This window comes from Streptomyces sp. OR43 (assembly GCF_008042275.1).
Lineage (GTDB): Bacteria > Actinomycetota > Actinomycetes > Streptomycetales > Streptomycetaceae > Streptomyces.
The window spans coordinates 4,207,998-4,224,388 of sequence record NZ_RDBK01000043.1; the positions used below are offsets into that span (position 1 = coordinate 4,207,998).

Here is a 16,391-nt window from a genome sequence, read left to right on the forward strand (position 1 = left end):
GCGCGTTCTCAGTCGTCGGCGAGCACCACGCACGACTCCGGCGGCAGATGCAGGGCCCCGTCAGGGCCCGGCGCGTCCACGGGCAGCCAGGCGGCCAGTACCCGGCCTCCGCCACCGCGGTGCCGGCCGCCGCCCAGCGGGATCGTGGCCGGCTTCTCGTCGAGGTTGACGGCGATCCGCAGATCGCCCCGGCGGAACGCCAGCCAGCGGGCGTCGTCGTCGTACGCCGTCTTCACCGTCGCCAGATCGGGGTCGCTGAGATCGGGCAGGGAGTGGCGCAGCGCGATCAGTTCGCGGTACCAGGCGTGCAGGCGGGCGTGCGGCTCGCGCCGCGGCTCGCTCCAGTCCAGACACGACCGGTCCCGGGTGGCGGGGTCCTGCGGGTCCGGGATGTCCTCCTCGGCCCAGCCGTGCGCCCCGAACTCCCGCCGCCTGCCGGTGCGTACGGCCTCGGCGAGCTCCGGATCGGTGTGGTCCGTGAAGAACTGCCAGGGCGTACGGGCGCCCCACTCCTCGCCCATGAACAGCATCGGAGTGAAGGGGCCGGTGAGCACGAGCGCCGCCGCGCAGGCCAGCAGGCCGGGGGAGAGGGAGGCGGCGAGCCGGTCGCCGAGCGCCCGGTTGCCGATCTGGTCATGGGTCTGGGCGTAGCCGACGAAGCGGTGGGCGGCGCTGCGCGTGACGTCGACGGGGCGGCCGTGCGTACGGCCGCGGAAGGTGGAGTACGTGCCGTCGTGGAAGAAGGCGCTCGTCACGGTCTTGGCGAGCCCGGCCAGCGGGGCGGCGGCGAAGTCCGCGTAGTAGCCCTGGGCCTCACCGGTCAGCGCGGTGTGCAGACAGTGGTGGAAGTCGTCGTTCCACTGGGCGTGCAGACCGAGACCGCCGGACTCGCGCGGAGTCGTCGTCCGCGGGTCGCAGAGGTCGGACTCGGCGATGAGGGAGAGCGGACGGCCCAGTTCCGCCGAGAGCGCGTCGGTGGAGGTGGACAGCTCTTCCAGGAACGTCAGCGCCCGTGTGTCGGCCAGCGCGTGCACCGCGTCGAGCCGGAGCCCGTCGAGCCGGTAGTCGCGCAGCCAGGCGAGCGCGCTGCCCAGCAGGAAGGCCCGCACCTCGTCGGAGCCCGGCGCGTCCAGATTGACCGCCGCGCCCCAGGGGGTGTGGTGCGTCTCGGTGAAGTACGGGCCGAAGGCGGGGAGGTAGTTGCCGGACGGGCCCAGATGGTTGTGGACCACGTCCAGGACGACCGCGAGCCCGAGCCCGTGCGCCGTGTCGACAAAGCGCTTCAGTCCTTGGGGGCCGCCGTACGGCTCGTGCACGGCCCACAGCGAAACGCCCTCGTACCCCCAGCCGTGGACCCCGGGGAACGGGCAGACCGGCATCAGCGACACATGGGTGATGCCCAGCTCGGCGAGATGTTCCAGCCGGGCCGCCGCCGCGTCGAACGTGCCCTCGCCGGTGTACGTACCGATGTGCAGCTCGTACAGGACCGCGCCCGGCAGCCCGCGGCCCGCCCAGTCGGTGCGCCAGGTGTACGCGTCATGGTCGACGACGGCACTCTCGCCGTCGGGTCCGTCCGGCTGGCGGCGCGAGCGGGGATCGGGGCGCACCGGGCCGCCGTCCAGGGCGAATCCGTAGCGGTCGCCGTCCCTCGCCTCCGCGTCCGCGGTCCACCAGCCGGCCCGGTCCGGATCACGCTCCATGGTCCGCAGCTCACCCGACAGCCGCAGGGCGGCCACATCCGCGTCCGGTGCCCATACCTCGAACAACATGCAGCGCTCCCTCGTTTCCGTGTACCGGCCCATGGTCGGCAGAAGGCGCGATCTTCGACCCGCGACACCGGATCGAGCCCGATACTGGCGATTAAGGTCTGATTCTGATCATTGCCCTGCCGGCTTCTGACCTACGCACTCCCTCTTACGGCTGTGGAAGCCGATAGGGCCATGCCGCCGTTCCCTCGGGCGAGAGCTGACATGAGCCGCCCGCCGGGCCCCGTGTCAGTGGTCCCACACCATGTCGAAGGCGCGCTCGAAGTTGACGTAGCCCAGACGTGCGAAGGACTTCGCCATCGGCACGTTGCCCAGGTCCGTCGACGCCCGGATGCGCTCCACACCGTCCTGCCCGGCGAGCACCCGGGTTCCCTCCGCGAGGAGTTCGTCGATGTAGCCGTGACCCCGTCGCGCCGGCACGACCCCGATGTACGCGATGATCGGGTGGTAGTTGTTGCGGGCCGGGACCACGAAGCCGACCGGTTCGCCGTCCGGGAGTTCGGCGACGCGCCACCACTCCCGAGGGGTCGAGTAGTGGGCGAGCTCCTCGTCGTAGTGCTTCTCCGCGGCCTCGCGCGCCGACAGGCCCGACGCCATGTCCTGCTGTCCGTGCGCGTCGAGCGTGCCCTCCATCACCGGCGTCATCAACGCCAGGAGATCCTCGCGCCCCGACACCGGGCGGAACCGCAGCCGGCCGCTGTCGGCCGGAACGGGCGTGCCCGCACGCCACTCCAGACGCAGCCGCTCCACGAGCATCCGGGCACCGCCGCGTTCCATGACCCGGACGCGCGCCTCCACGACGTCACGGGCCGCCGGGTCCTCGCGCCAGTCGGGCGGCACGTAACGTCCGTACTCGGGACGCGGGGCACCGGCCGGAACGACGGCGGCCGTCGCCGTCTCCAGCAGCCGCGCTCCCGCCTCGCCGCGCTCGGGCTCGGGAAGCGTGTCGTCCAGGTCGAAGACGTCGAGGAGCAGCGGCTGCCTGCCGTCCTTGCTCCACCAGGCGATCCGCGCCACCACCCGGTCGCCCCGCAGGGCCACCCACATCCACTCCGGGCGGCGACGCCCCGCCGCCAGGTCGTCCGCGAGTTCGTGATCCAGGACGTAGGACAGCCGGCGGAAGAGACCGAGCTCCTCCGGCCCGCTGATCGGACGGACCGTCATGCCGAGTGGCGCGTCGAGCACAAATCCCCCACAGGTGTACGGGCTCGCCCGGCGGTCGCCGGAGCGGCACGGCGGCCGACAGTAGCAACGCCCGGCGCGCGGTGTCCCGGACATTTCCGGGGCCGCGCAGGTCAGGAGGGCGGAAAGCGGAGATGTTCTGGACACTCCGGGGCGGTCGGCCCGACAATTGGCCCTGTGACATCCTCCTTCGAGTCCCACACGTATCCCGCGCGGCTGTCCGACGCCCAGCGCGACCGTGTTCTCGGTGCGCTCAGAGAGGGTGCGGCACAGGGCAAGCTCTCCCACGACACCTTCATGCGGCGGATGGAACTGGCCCTGACCGCCAGCCGTTCCGAGCAACTGGACGCGCTCACCGCCGACCTGGAACACGAGGGCCGGTGGTCGCGGCCGCTGTTCCGGGCCGTGAGCGGGCTCTCCGGCTTCCCCGAACGGATACGCAGGGCATGGCGGGCCGAACGGCTGCCCAAACTGCTGCTCCCGGCACCGAGTCCGCACCCGCTGCGCATCGGCCGCGACCCGGGCAACGGACTGCGCCTCAGCCACGAGACGGTGTCCCGGGCGCACGCCGAACTCACCGCGGACGGCGGCCTGTGGGTGCTGCGCGACCTCGGCTCGACCAACGGCACCTGCGTCAACGGGCAGCGCGTCACGGGCGCGGTCCCGGTGCGGGAGGGGGACCAGGTGAGCTTCGGCAGGATGACCTTCCGGCTCTCCGCGCCCGCGCTCCGGCCGCCCGCCTGACCGGACGCGGTCACGCCTGCCGGTGCCGTCCGCGGCGCGCCGGCCCCGGATACGGGAGCTCGCGGTCTTCTCCCGCGCCGGGCTGACCGCCGCGGCCTCCGCGTTCACCGAACGGCCGTCCGCCTGCTGAACTGCCTTCCTCCTGCCGGACTGCCGTTCGCCTGCTTGCCGCCCGGACGCCCGGACGCCCGGACGCCCGGACGCCCGGCCTCGACGGTGACCGCCCCGCCCCGGGCCGCCGCCCGGGAGCCCCGACGGTGACCGCCCTTTCACCCGTACGGCCGCACGCCGGCTGCGGCGGGACCGTTCAGGTGATCCCCTGGCAGGGAGCGCGCCGCGCACCGGCGCACCGGACACCCCGGGGGTACGCCATGCAGGCAGACACGCCCGGAGACATACCCGCCCCGACGCCCTCGCCCGAACGGCGCGGCAGCACGGGCGCGCCCACACGGCCCCGCCGTGCCGCCCGGGCCGGCGGCGGCCCCAGTCTGCTCGCGCCCGGCGCGGCCCACGACCCGTACCGGCTCTACCGGGTGCTCCGTGAGGAGTACCCGCTCTGCTACGACGCGCCGCTCGGCGCCTGGCTGGTCAGCCGGTACGACGACGTGGCCACCGCCCTCACCGACCCGCGGTTCGCGGGCTTCCCGCACGACGGGGCGCCCCGGGGCGGCCCGGCGCCGCTCGGCCTCTGCCACGGGAACTTCCGCTGTCTGCCCAGCGACCCCTATGCGGTCGCGCCCGGCACCGTGCCCGCGCACCTGGCCGCGCGTGTCGAACGGACCGCCTACGTGCTGGCCCGGCGCATCGCCACGCGCCCGCAGGCCGACCTCGTCGAGGAGTTCTGCCGCTGGCTGCCCACCGGCGCACCCGCCGACGCCCCCTGCACCCGGCGCACCGCGCTGCGCGAGACGGCGCTCGCCTCGTTCCTCGCCAATCTGCTGGACGACCCGGACCTGATGGCCGTCATGCGGATCGAACCCGCGCTCGCCGGGCGGGCCTGGACCGAGTCGCTGCGCCGCGACCCACCCGTCCAGATCGTGCTGCGCCGCACCGTCGCCGAGGTCACCCTCAGCGGCGGCACCCTGCCGGCACGGGCCCCCGTCGCCTGTCTGATCGGCTCGGCGGGCCGGGACCCGGAACGGTTCGCCGCACCGGACGTCTTCGACCCCTTCCGCCGCGACCAGGACCGCTCCACACCCGGTCCCGCGGGCTGCCCCGCCGTGCTGCTCGGCCGGCTGGAGGCCGAACAGGGCCTGCGCGCCCTGCTCGACGCGATGCCCGCCCTGCGCTGGGCGGAGGGCTTCCGCCCGGCGGCCACCGGCCTCCTCACCCGGGGCCCGCGTTCCCTCCTCGTCAGGCCATAGAGCGTCCGGCCCGGCTGAGCAGCGCCACCGGCCGCTCCGCGAACAGCTCCGCGGCCGGCACCGCGCCGCCGGAGAACTTCCGGCCCGGCGTCAGCAGGTCGTGCCACACCTCCTCGTCGGGCAGCCTCAGTTCCGTCCCGCGCCAGCCGCCCGACTCGGCCAGCCGCAGTGACAGCCGGGTCACCGCGGTGACCACCTCGCCGGAACGGCAGAAGGCGAGCAGGTGCGCCGAGGCCGGACCGGAGGCGGTCAGCGGGGCATACGTGCCCGATTCGCCGAACACCCCGGGCCGCTCCCGCCGCAGCCTCAGCGCCACCCCGGTGAGCTCGCTCTTCTCGTCGTCGGGCGCCCCGTCGGGCGGCTGCCGGAACGGCTGCCGGTTGTCCGGGTCGACCAGCGCCAGATACTCCCGCTCCGTGCCCTGGTAGAGGTCCGGCACCCCCGGCATCGTCAGGTGCACCAGCGCCGCGCCCAGCGCGTTGGCCCGTACATGCGGGGTCAGCGTTCCCGCGAACCGTTCCAGGAGCGCCCGCACCGGCCCGGTGCCGGCGGCCGGACCGGCGGCGACGAAGTCCGTCGCCACCCGCTCGTACACCGGATCGGGCTCGGTCCAGCTCGTGAACAGCCCCGACTCGCGGACCGCCTTCAGCAGCGCCGGCTCCAGCCGCCCTTCCCGCTCGCCCGGCGGGAACCCCACACAGCCGACCGCCGTCTGCCACGCCTGCCAGGCGAGCTGGGGGTCGGGGGCGGCGGGGGCCGTCCGGGTCAGCTCGGCGACCAGCTCCGTCCAGGGTCCGGGGCACTGCGACAGCACCGCGATCGCCGCCCGGACGTCGGCGCTGCGCTTGGTGTCATGCGTCGTCAGGGCCGTGCCGGTGGCGGGCCAGTCGCGGGCGAGCCGCGCGCAGAAGTCGTGGAACTCCTCCGGAGCCACCGCCGGCTGCCCCGGGTCGCCGCCCACCTCGTTGGCCGAGATCAGCGGCACGTACCGGTAGTACGCGGTGTCCTCGACCGCCTTGGCGCGCAGCGCGGACGCGGTCTGGGCGAACCGGGCGCAGAACGCCGCCCGGTCCCCGCCCCCGCCGAGCCGGCCGAGGGCCAGTTCCCGCACCACGTCGACGGCCGAGGCCTCCTCCCGTACCGCGAACGCGGCCTTGGCGTCGCTCACCGCGACGGGGTCGAGCGTCGCCTCGGCCGTCTCGGTGCAGGGGCCGCCCGCCGTCACGTACGGGCGGTAGACCGGGAGGCGGACCAGCAGTTCGCGCACGGCGGTGTGGAGCGCCCAGGGGGCGTGGTCGCGCAGCGCGGGGTCCTCGGCGCAGATGCGGGAAGCGAGCCGGGTCAGCAGCTCCGTCTCGGCGGCCAGCTCATGGGTGACCACCCGGTACGCGGCCCGGCGCACCGTCGCCGTCCAGTAGCCGCCGCGGTCACCGGCCGGGGCGGCGGACTCGCGGTAGCCGCCGAGCAGCTCGGCGGCGCCCACCGGGTCGACGAAGAGCCCGTCGATCCGGTGCAGCGCGTCGTACCCGGTCGTCCCGGCGACGGCCCAGCCGGCGGGCAGCGGCTCGGGGCCGGTGAGGATCTTCTCCACCACCGTCCACACCCCGCCGCTCGCCACGGAGAGCCGCTCCAGATAGCCGGCCGGGTCGGCGAGGCCGTCCGGGTGGTCGATCCGCAGGCCGTCCACGACCCCGTCCCGGACCAGCTCCAGGATCTTGGCATGGGAGGCGGCGAAGACCTCGGGATCCTCGACCCGCACCCCGATCAGGTCCGAGATGGTGAAGAAGCGCCGGTAGTTCAGCTCGGTGCGGGCCAGCCGCCACCAGCCGAGCCGGTAGTGCTGGGCGTCCAGCAGTTCGGGCAGGTCGAGGTGGGCGGTGCCGTCCCGCAGCGGGAACTCCTGCTCGCCGTAGCGCAGCACGTTCCCGTCGACCCGCAGCCGGCCGGTCTCCTCGCCGATCCGTCCGGCGAGGACGGGCAGCAGGATCCGCCCGTCGCCCGCCGCCCAGTCGATGTCGAACCAGCGGGCGTACGGCGAGGCGGGCCCCTCGCGCAGGACCTCGCGCAGCGCGTGGTTGTGGCGGGGGTCGGCGGCCATGTGGTTCGGCACGATGTCCAGGACGAGCCCGAGCCCGTGCTCGCGGGCGGTGCGGGCCAGCCGGCGCAGCCCCTCCTCGCCGCCCAGCTCGGCGCGTACCCGGCTGTGGTCGACGACGTCGTAGCCGTGCCGTGAGCCGGGCACGGCTTCGAGTACGGGCGACAGGTGCAGATGGGAGACGCCGAGCGAGGCGAGATACGGCACGGCGTCCTGGGCGGCCGAGAACGGGAACTCCGGCTGCAGCTGGAGCCGGTACGTGGCGGAAGGCGTCATGGGAACGTTCGTACCCAGATCCGGGCCGCCTCTGTCATCCGGACACGCACGAGTGCCCGGTCGGCGTCCCCCGCGACCGCCGCGCTCCCGCTGCGGCGCCCGTTCCTGCCTTACGCCGGCCGCTGCAGCACCACCATGCTCCGCCCCACCAGCGTCACCCGATCGCCCGCCGCCACCTTCGGACCAGCCCCGGTCAGCACCCCGTCAGGGCGGGCCGTGTCGACCACCGCGAGCCACTGCCTGCCGTGATTGACCGGAACGGCGAATTCCAGCGTCTCGGCGCTCGCGTTGAACATCAGCAGGAACGAGTCGTCGGAGATCCGCTCCCCGCGCGGGCCGGGCTCCGAGATGGCGTGCCCGTTCAGGAAGACGGTGAGCGCCTTGGCGTGCGCCGCCTGCCAGTCCCGCTGGGTCATCTCCTGGCCCTCGGGCGTGAACCACGCGATGTCCGAGAGCTCGTCGTGCGTCCCTTCCACGGGACGGCCGTGGAAGAACCGCCGGCGCCGGAAGACGGGATGGTCGCGGCGCAGCCACACCATCGCCCGGGTGAACTCCAGCAGACTGCTGCCGAGCCCGCCGCCGTCCTGCCCGGCCCGCTCCTCACCGTCGCCCTCGCCGTCGCCGTCCGCCGTCCGGCCCGGGTCGGGCCAGTGCACCCACGACAGTTCGCTGTCCTGGCAGTAGCCGTTGTTGTTGCCCCGCTGCGTCCGCCCGAACTCGTCGCCGTGACTCAGCATCGGCACGCCCTGGGAGAGCATCAGGGTGGCGATGAAGTTGCGCATCTGACGCTCACGCAGCGCCAGCACCTCGGGCCGGTCGGTCTCGCCCTCCACACCGCAGTTCCAGGACCGGTTGTGGCTCTCGCCGTCCCGGTTGCCCTCGCCGTTGGCCTCGTTGTGCTTGTCGTTGTACGAGACGAGGTCGTGCAGCGTGAACCCGTCGTGGCAGGTGGCGAAGTTGATCGAGGCCAGGGGCCTTCGCCCGTCGTCCTGGTACAGGTCCGAGGAGCCCGTCAGCCGGCCGGCGAACTCGGCCAGCGTCCGCGGCTCACCGCGCCACAGGTCCCGTACCGTGTCCCGGTACTTCCCGTTCCACTCGGTCCACAACGGCGGGAAGTTCCCCACCTGGTAGCCGCCCTCGCCCACGTCCCACGGCTCGGCGATCAGTTTCACCTGGCTGACCACCGGGTCCTGCTGCACGAGGTCGAAGAACGACGACAGCCGGTCCACCTCGTGGAACTGACGGGCCAGCGTGGCCGCCAGATCGAAGCGGAAACCGTCCACGTGCATCTCGGTCACCCAGTAGCGCAGTGAGTCCATGATCAGCTGGAGCACGTGCGGGGAACGCATCAGCAGGGAGTTCCCGGTCCCCGTGGTGTCCATATAGTAGCGCTGGTCGTCGGCGAGCCGGTAGTACGAGGCGTTGTCCAGCCCCCGGAAGGAGAGCGTCGGCCCCAGGTGGTTGCCTTCCGCCGTGTGGTTGTAGACCACGTCCAGGATCACCTCGATGCCGGCCTGGTGCAGGGCGCGGACGGCCTGCTTGAACTCCAGGACCTGCTCACCCCGGTCGCCCCAGGAGGCGTAGGCGTTGTGCGGGGCGAAGAAGCCGATGGTGTTGTAGCCCCAGTAGTTGGCGAGCCCCGCGTCCGCCAGCCGGTGGTCCTGGACGAACTGGTGCACCGGCATCAGTTCGATGGCCGTGACACCGAGCTCCGTCAGATGCGCGATGACCTCCGGATGGGCGAGCCCCGCGTATGTACCGCGCAGCTCCTTCGGCAGCCCCGGATGGAGCATCGTCAGGCCCTTCACATGGGCCTCGTAGATGACCGTGCGGTGGTAGTCCGTACGCGGCCGCCGGTCGTCGCCCCAGTCGAAGTACGGGTTGACCACCACCGAGGACATCGTGTGGGGCGCCGAGTCCAGGTCGTTGCGCGCGTCGGGCCGGCCGAACGGATAGCCGTACACCGCCTCGCCCCACTGGATCTGCCCGGCGACCGCCCGTGCGTACGGATCGAGGAGCAGCTTGGCGGAGTTGCAGCGGGCGCCGCGCTGGGGTTCGTACGGCCCGTGGACCCTGAACCCGTATCGCTGACCGGGCATCACCCCGGGCAGATAGGCATGGCGGACGAAGGCATCGGTCTCCCTCAGCTCCACCGCCGTTTCGGAGCCGTCGTCGTGCAGCAGGCACAACTCGATTCGGTGGGCGGCCTCCGAGAAGACCGCGAAGTTGGTCCCGGCGCCGTCGTACGTGGCACCGAGGGGGTACGCCTGTCCCGGCCAGACCTGCATAGATTCGACTCTTCCCCTTCTGATGCGGTTGCCTGGGGATTGCGGGCTCCCTGGGGCAGATCTTCCCCGAAAGAGCGGCCCTTACCTAGGACCGGCCGGTTAACGGGGGCGGCGTCGTGGACGCCGCGCGGCCCGGTCAACATCGGGCCCCTTCGCGTCGCCCGGAACCGGAATCCGGCACCTCGCCCGGCCGGTTGTCCGGAATGCGGCTTGAGGTGGGGTGTTTAATCACTATGAATCCGCTCACTCCGGCAGATCTCGGCGCACGGAACATGCGTGTGCCATAGGGGAGTTGGGAAAGGAGCCTGTGCATCCGGCTGCACCGGCTCCCGCTCGCGGAGTACCCTTCCTTGATCGTTGGTGGGGGAGTGGAAGGCGGTGCGCGGGTGAGCTCGGGAGGGTTCGAGCTGCCCCCAGGTGACACGGGTCACGAGGGGGATCAGGCCGATGTCCCGCCCGGGGCGGTCTCGCTGGCGCAGCCCCTGGAGATCGGTGCGGAACTGGACTGGGGCGCGGACGCCTGGAGCGAGGTGCGCACGCGCGCCCAGCGGGCCGGGCGCGCCTACATCTGGCTGAATCTCGTCGAGCAGCGGCTGCGCGCCGTGGTCGCCGCGGTGCTCCGGCCGATCTACGAACCGGTCCACGGCGAGGACTGGGTGGTGGCCGCGGCGGGACCCGCCGGCCAGGAGTGGGTGCAGCGCGCCGTCGCCGTACGCGAGGTGTCCCGGCGCAAGGGCTATCTGCTCGACCCGGCCGACGACAACGTCCTGAGCTTCCTCACGCTGCCGCAGCTGCGTGAGCTGATGATCCAGCACTGGCCCTGCTTCGAGCCCTACTTCGACGACCGCCGCGATGTCGAGCTGGCGCTGGACGAGCTGGAGGTCGCGCGCAATGTGGTCTCCCGCAACCGCGCCCTCAACGAGGCGGTGCTGGCGCAGGCCGAGCGGGCCTCCGCCCGGCTGCTGGAGATCCTCGGCAGCGGCGCCGCCGTCCCGTCCGCCGACCGGCTTCCGGTCGACGCCGTGGAGGAGCTCGTCGGCGACCGCTACGCGGACGTGGTCTCCGTCCACCCGGACCGGGTACGGCTCCAGCGTCAGCTGCCCGCCGAGGACCTCTTCGGCGGAGCGCGCCGGCTGGACGCGGTCGGGATAGGGCTCAACCTGCTGGTGCAGAACTTCTCCGGGCGCCGGCTGATCCGGCTGGCCGAGTCGGGCTGCCGGATCCGGCTGCTCTTCATCAACCCGGCCAGCAGCGCGGTCAAGCGCCGGGAGCGGGAGCTCGGGCTCAAGAAGGGCGAGCTGAGCCGGTCGGTGGAGATGAACATCCTTCACATGCGCCGGGTCCGCTCCAAGCTGCGTGACCCCGGTGCCTTCGAGATCCATGTCTTCGACGAGACACCGCGCTTCACCGCCTACCTGGTGGACGGCGACGGTGCCGACGCCGTGGGGGTCGTCCAGACGTATCTGCGCCGGGCACGCGGCATGGAGGCGCCGGTGCTGGTGCTGCGGGGCGGTGGACGGGCGGTGGTCCGGGCCGGCCAGGACAGCGAGCACGGGCTGTTCGAGACGTACCGCGAGGAGTTCGAGTCCGTGTGGACGGACTCCCGGCCCGTCTCCTGAGGGGCCGTCCCTCCTCGTTGTCAGTGCCCCGTGCGAGGGTGGTCGTCATCTGGGGGAGCACCACGAAGGAGGTACGGGATGAGCTGGCACCGGCATGCGCTGGTCGGCTTCGACCTGGAGACGACGGGTACGGAACCGCTGGAGGCCCGGATCGTGACGGCCGCGGTCATCCGTGTCGACGGTCAGGACGGTGAGCCGGTGAGCCGGCACACCTGGCTGGCCGATCCGGGGATCAGGATCCCCGCACAGGCCTCGGCGATCCACGGCATCAGCAGCGAGCGGGCGGCGGCGGAGGGCCGGCCGGTGCGCGAGGTGGCCGACGAGATCGCCGACACCCTGACCGGGTACTGGCGTCGCGGCATCCCGGTCGTCGCGTACAACGCGGCCTTCGACCTGACGTTGCTGACGGCCGAGCTGCACCGCCACGGGCTGCCCTCGCTCAGCGACCGGCTCGACGGCGCGGGGATCGGGCCGGTGATCGACCCGTACACGATCGACCGGTCCGTCGACCGCTATCGCAAGGGCAAGCGCAATCTCGAAGCGGTCTGCATCGAATACGGCGTGGTCCACCAGGGAGCGCACGACGCGGCGGCGGACGCACTGGCGGCGGTGCGCGTGGCGTACGCGATAGCGGCCCGGCACGGCTCGGTGGCGGCGCTGTCGGCACAGGAACTGCACGAGCGCCAGATCGTCTGGTACGAGGAGTGGGCCGCCGACTTCCAGCGGTTCCTGCGCCGCAAGGGCACGGCGGACGCGGTCATCGACGGCCGCTGGCCGGTCCGGGAGCCGGCGCTCGAAGCGCGGTCGACCCCCTTCGGCGATTAGCGGGCCGGCTCAGAACGGATACCACCGCACGGCCGGGTCGCCGTCCCGCAACGACGCCACCCGGCGGCGGAACTCGGCGAGGGCCTTCGGGTTGGCCGGGGCGTGCTGCGCCACCCATGCGCAGCTGGCCGTCTCCCGCGCCCCGCGCAGCACCGCGCAGCCGTCCCACTCCCGCACGTCCCATCCGTACGCCGAAGTGAACGCGTCGTAGGCCTCGGCCGCCAGGCCGTACCGGTCGCGGGACAGGGCGAGCACCACCAGGTCGTGCTCGCGCAGATCCGCGGAGAAGGTCTCCAGGTCCACCAGGACCGGCCCGTCCGGACCGACATGGACGTTGCGTGCGAGCGCGTCGCCGTGGATCGGGCCCGGAGGCAGCTGAGGGACGAGGCCGGCGGCCGCCGCCGCGAAGCCGTCGCGGCGCTCGCGCAGATACGCGGCGTCGGCCGGATCGATCGCCTCGCCCGCCAGGCTCAGCCACCGCTCGACGCCGCCCAGCAGCTCCCGCCGGGGCAGAGCGAGGCCCTCCGGGTCCGGCAGGGCGTGCACCGCGCGCAGCAACGGCGCCAGATCCCGCGGCTCGGCGGGCCGCACCGCGTCCGGCAGCCGGTGCCACAGCGTCACGGGGTGGCCCCCGACCAGCCGGGCCTCCGGCTCGGCCGCCCGGACGGCGGGGACGCCGGACGCGGCGAGCCACCGCGCCACGGCCACCTCGCGCTCGGCCCGGTCCCGCAGTTCCGGGCTCCGCACGGCGTCCCGGCCGATCTTGACGACCAGGTCGCCCACGGCGAACACCGCGTTCTCGCCCAGCGCGATCAGCTCCGCGTCACCGGGCAGTCCGGCGGCGTTCAGCACCTCGCGCGCTCGCATCTCGTTCATGGATCCGATTTTCGCATCCGTGCAGGTTGTCTTGACGAACCGACGGCCCGTCAGCACGATGGCGGAGGCCACCTGAGCGGCCAGAACGGTATAAAGCCGGTCGAATGACGCAAGGGGGTCGTATTCATGACATTGGCTAGTGCAACCGTGCGGTCCGGGCGGCATGGTCCGCCGGGCGGTCCGCGCGAGAAACGGTCCGGGCCGCTCATCCGGAACGCCGGAACCTGGTTCCTCGTCCTGCCCGCCCTGATCCCCATCCTGATCCTCAGCGTCGGGCCACTCCTCTACGGCATCGCGCTGGCCTTCACGGACGCCCAGTCCGGTCGCACCCGGTCCACCCAGTGGGTCGGTGTACTGAACTTCCAGGACCTGCTCCACGACGGCCTGTTCTGGGAGTCGTTCCGGATCGGACTGGTCTGGGCCGTCGGCGTCACCGTCCCGCAGTTCGTGCTGGCCCTCGGCCTCGCCCTGCTGCTCAACGAGAACCTCCGGATGCGCTGGCTGGCCCGCGCCCTGGCGATCATCCCGTGGGCGATGCCCGAGGTCGTCGTCGGCATCATGTGGCGCCTCGTCTACAACCCGGACGCCGGCATCCTCAACGAGACCATCCGCGACCTGGGGCTCGGCGACGGCCGGGACTGGCTGACCGGTCTGGCCACCGCACTGCCCGCGGTGATCCTCGTCGGCGTCTGGGCCGGCATGCCGCAGACCACGGTCGCCCTGCTGGCCGGACTGCAGAACACCCCGCACGAACTCCACGAGGCCGCCGCCCTGGACGGTGCGGGCGCCTGGCGCCGGTTCCGTACCGTCACCTGGCCCGCGCTCAGGCCCGTCGCGCTCTCCATCACCGCGCTCAACTTCATCTGGAACTTCAACGCCTTCGCCCTGGTCTACGTGCTGACCAACGGCGGCCCCGGCGGCCGCACCCGGCTGCCGATGCTCTTCGCGTACGAAGAGGCCTTCCGCTACGGGCAGTTCGGCTACGCCGCCGCGATGGGCTGTGTGATGGTCGCGGTGATCTCCGTGATCCTCGCCGTGTACCTCGCCGGACGGCTCAGGGGAGGCGAGGAGCGATGAGCCCGCGAACCAGCCGGCCGGTGCGCGCCGGACAGTACCTCGCACTCCTCTGCTATCTGGTCTTTCTGGCCTTCCCGTTCCTGTGGCTGATCTCCACCGCCTTCAAGCCGCCGGCCGAACTCGGCTCCCTGCATCCCACCTGGATCCCCGAGAACCCGACGCTGGACAACTTCCGGCAGGCCTTCGACGAGCAGCCGCTGCTGCGGGCCGCCGCCAACTCGCTGATCGCCGCGCTCTCCGCCGGTGTCATCGCCGTCGTCATCGCGACCCCGATGGCCTATGTGATGGCCCGCCACCGCTCACGGCTCTCCACGGCCGCCACCGGCTGGGTCGTGGTCAGCCAGGCGTTCCCCTTCGTCCTGCTGATCATTCCGCTCTTCCTGGTCCTCAAGAACCTGCATCTGATCAACACCCTGTGGGGGCTGATCATGGTGTACGTCGTCTGGGCCCTGCCGTTCGCGCTGTGGATGCTGGTCGGCTACGTACGGGCCGTACCGCCCGAACTGGAGGAGGCGGCGGCGGTCGACGGGGCCGGCCGGCTGCGGACCCTGCTCTCGGTCACCGCTCCACTGCTGGCACCCGGGATCGTCGCCACCGCGCTCTTCGCCTTCATCACCGCGTGGAACGAGTTCTTCTTCGCGCTCGTCCTGCTCAAGACACCGGAGAAGCAGTCCTTGCCGGTCGTACTGACCCACTTCCTCGGCGCTGAGGGCGCCAGCGACCTCGGACCGCTCGCCGCCGCCGCGTTCCTCGCCACCCTTCCCTCACTCGTCCTCTTCGCCGTCATCCAGCGGCGGATCACGGGCGGCATGCTCGCAGGGGCGGTGAAGAGCTGATGCGCGCACTGGCACGTACGGCAGCGGCGGCGGCGACCGCGCTCGCCCTGCTGCTCACCGGCTGCTCCGGTGAGGACGACGGCGCGGACGGGAAGATCCGGATCCGCTTCCAGTCGCTCGCCTGGCAGAAGGAGTCCGTGGACATCAACAGGCAACTGGTGAAGGAGTGGAACGCGAGCCATCCCGGTGTCGAGGTCCAGTACGTCCAGGGCAGCTGGGACAGCGTCCACGACCAGCTCCTCACCTCCTTCGAGGGGGACGAGGCACCCGACGTCATCCACGACGCGTCCGACGACCTCGCGGACTTCGCGTACGGCGGCTATCTCGCCGATCTCCGCACGCTCCTGCCGGACCGGCTCCACGACGACATCCCCGCACAGAGCTGGCAGACCGCCACCTTCGACGGCGGGGTCTACGGCGTCCCGTTCCTCCAGGAGCCGCGGGTCCTGATCGCCAACACCAAGATCCTCAGGGAGTCCGGGGTCCGCATCCCGACCCCGGAGCGGCCCTGGAGCTGGCCGGAGTTCCGCCGGATCACCAAGGAGCTGACGGGCAAGGGCCGTTACGGGATCGCCTGGCCGCTGAAGGAGCCGGTCTCCGTCACCCTCAACCTGGGCCTCTCGGCGGGCGGCGAACTGTTCCACCGCGACGCCGACGGAAAGGTGACGATCGAGTCGGGCGAGGGCGACCAGGTGGTCCCGGGCACCGTCCACGACCAGGTCAACACCGACCACAGCGCCGCCCGTACCGCGCTCGGCATGGGCGGGGGCGACACGCTGCCCGGCCTCTTCGGCGGGAAGTACGCCATGGTGCCGCTCGGGTTCTCCTACCGCCAGCAGGTCGCCGAACAGGCCCCCAAGGGCTTCGAGTGGACCGTGCTGCCCGCTCCGGCCGGCAGCGGGGGCCTGGCTCAGGGAGTGAGCCCGCAGACCCTGTCCGTCGCCGAGGACAGCCCGCACAAGAAGGAGGCCGTGGAGTTCATCGACTTCCTGCTGCTGCCGGCGAACATGGTGCGCCTGGCCAAGGGGGACTGGATGCTGCCGACCGGTACGGCCGCGCTGGCCGACCCCTCGCTGCATACGACGGACCTGGGCTGGGCGACCGGCGCCGCGCTCGCGACCGCGCTGCGCCCGGCGCCGGCGCAGTCCGTGCGCGGATATCCCGAGTGGAAGGACAAGGTCGCCACGCCCGCCCTCCAGGAGTACTACAGCGGGGCGATCGGGGCGGACGAGCTGAGGAAGCGTCTGGTGGACGACGGCAACCGGGTCCTGGCGCGCTATCAGCGGTGACACCGCCGGCGCCGCGCCGCACACCGCGGCCCCCGGCCCGCGGTGTGCGTCCGGTAACGGGCAGTGATTGTGACGGACTTGGGTGCGGGTGGTCGACTTCCTGTGACGAAACCGTGGTCCGGACGGCTCAGGCGCAGAGCAGGTCTTGATCTGC

General features: G+C 72.3%; 12 protein-coding genes. 7 read left to right on the forward strand and 5 right to left on the reverse strand.

The window, feature by feature from the left end; all coding sequences use genetic code 11:
* Positions 1-8 precede the first annotated feature (8 nt).
* Positions 9-1,769: a malto-oligosyltrehalose trehalohydrolase gene (treZ, locus tag EAO72_RS38020; protein ID WP_148021545.1), complete on the reverse strand. Its 1,761-nt coding sequence runs from the start codon at positions 1,767-1,769 to the stop codon at positions 9-11.
* Positions 1,770-1,994: 225 nt separating this feature from the next.
* Positions 1,995-2,930, reverse strand: a complete 936-nt coding sequence (locus EAO72_RS38025) for a GNAT family N-acetyltransferase (RefSeq protein ID WP_187285428.1) — start codon at positions 2,928-2,930, stop codon at positions 1,995-1,997.
* A gap of 195 nt (positions 2,931-3,125) precedes the next feature.
* On the opposite strand from EAO72_RS38025, the gene EAO72_RS38030 reads away from it, so the two are divergent.
* Together EAO72_RS38030 and EAO72_RS38035 are read left to right on the forward strand one after the other, a co-directional pair.
* Positions 3,126-3,692, forward strand: a complete 567-nt coding sequence (locus tag EAO72_RS38030) for a DUF1707 and FHA domain-containing protein (protein WP_148021547.1) — start codon at positions 3,126-3,128, stop codon at positions 3,690-3,692.
* A 371-nt stretch (positions 3,693-4,063) separates the two neighbouring features.
* Complete coding sequence (locus EAO72_RS38035) at positions 4,064-5,056, forward strand: cytochrome P450 (RefSeq protein WP_148021548.1); 993 nt, start codon at positions 4,064-4,066, stop codon at positions 5,054-5,056.
* On the opposite strand, the gene treY is transcribed toward EAO72_RS38035, so the two are convergent.
* A complete protein-coding gene (gene treY / locus EAO72_RS38040; protein ID WP_148021549.1) occupies positions 5,046-7,427 on the reverse strand; it encodes a malto-oligosyltrehalose synthase in 2,382 nt (793 codons plus the stop codon). The two genes, EAO72_RS38035 and treY, sit on opposite strands and share 11 nt — an antisense overlap.
* A 110-nt stretch (positions 7,428-7,537) precedes the next feature.
* A complete protein-coding gene (glgX, locus tag EAO72_RS38045) occupies positions 7,538-9,715 on the reverse strand; it encodes a glycogen debranching protein GlgX (RefSeq protein ID WP_148021550.1) in 2,178 nt (725 codons plus the stop codon).
* A 386-nt stretch (positions 9,716-10,101) separates the two neighbouring features.
* Here glgX and EAO72_RS38050 point away from each other — a divergent pair, with 386 nt between their 5' ends.
* Together EAO72_RS38050 and EAO72_RS38055 are read left to right on the forward strand one after the other, a co-directional pair.
* Positions 10,102-11,334 (forward strand): SAV2148 family HEPN domain-containing protein, encoded by a 1,233-nt coding sequence (locus EAO72_RS38050; protein ID WP_148021551.1) that lies wholly within the window; start codon positions 10,102-10,104, stop codon positions 11,332-11,334.
* A gap of 78 nt (positions 11,335-11,412) precedes the next feature.
* Positions 11,413-12,159 carry a 3'-5' exonuclease gene (locus tag EAO72_RS38055; protein WP_148021552.1) on the forward strand — a complete coding sequence of 249 codons (747 nt, stop codon included), beginning with the start codon at positions 11,413-11,415 and terminating at the stop codon, positions 12,157-12,159.
* 9 nt (positions 12,160-12,168) lie between these two features.
* Here EAO72_RS38055 and EAO72_RS38060 read toward each other — a convergent pair whose 3' ends face one another.
* Positions 12,169-13,035, reverse strand: a complete 867-nt coding sequence (locus EAO72_RS38060) for a phosphotransferase enzyme family protein (protein ID WP_148021553.1) — start codon at positions 13,033-13,035, stop codon at positions 12,169-12,171.
* Between the two features lie 126 nt (positions 13,036-13,161).
* On the opposite strand from EAO72_RS38060, the gene EAO72_RS38065 reads away from it, so the two are divergent.
* Genes EAO72_RS38065 through EAO72_RS38075 form a run of 3 tightly spaced genes read left to right on the forward strand, consistent with a single transcriptional unit; the run spans position 13,162 to position 16,237 of the window.
* Positions 13,162-14,112 (forward strand): carbohydrate ABC transporter permease, encoded by a 951-nt coding sequence (locus EAO72_RS38065; protein ID WP_187285345.1) that lies wholly within the window; start codon positions 13,162-13,164, stop codon positions 14,110-14,112.
* Positions 14,109-14,948, forward strand: a complete 840-nt coding sequence (locus EAO72_RS38070; RefSeq protein ID WP_148021554.1) for a carbohydrate ABC transporter permease — start codon at positions 14,109-14,111, stop codon at positions 14,946-14,948. Before EAO72_RS38065 ends, EAO72_RS38070 begins: the two co-directional genes overlap by 4 nt.
* Positions 14,948-16,237, forward strand: coding sequence for an ABC transporter substrate-binding protein (locus EAO72_RS38075; RefSeq protein WP_148021555.1), 1,290 nt, complete (start codon positions 14,948-14,950; stop codon positions 16,235-16,237). Before EAO72_RS38070 ends, EAO72_RS38075 begins: the two co-directional genes overlap by 1 nt.
* Positions 16,238-16,391 lie beyond the last annotated feature (154 nt).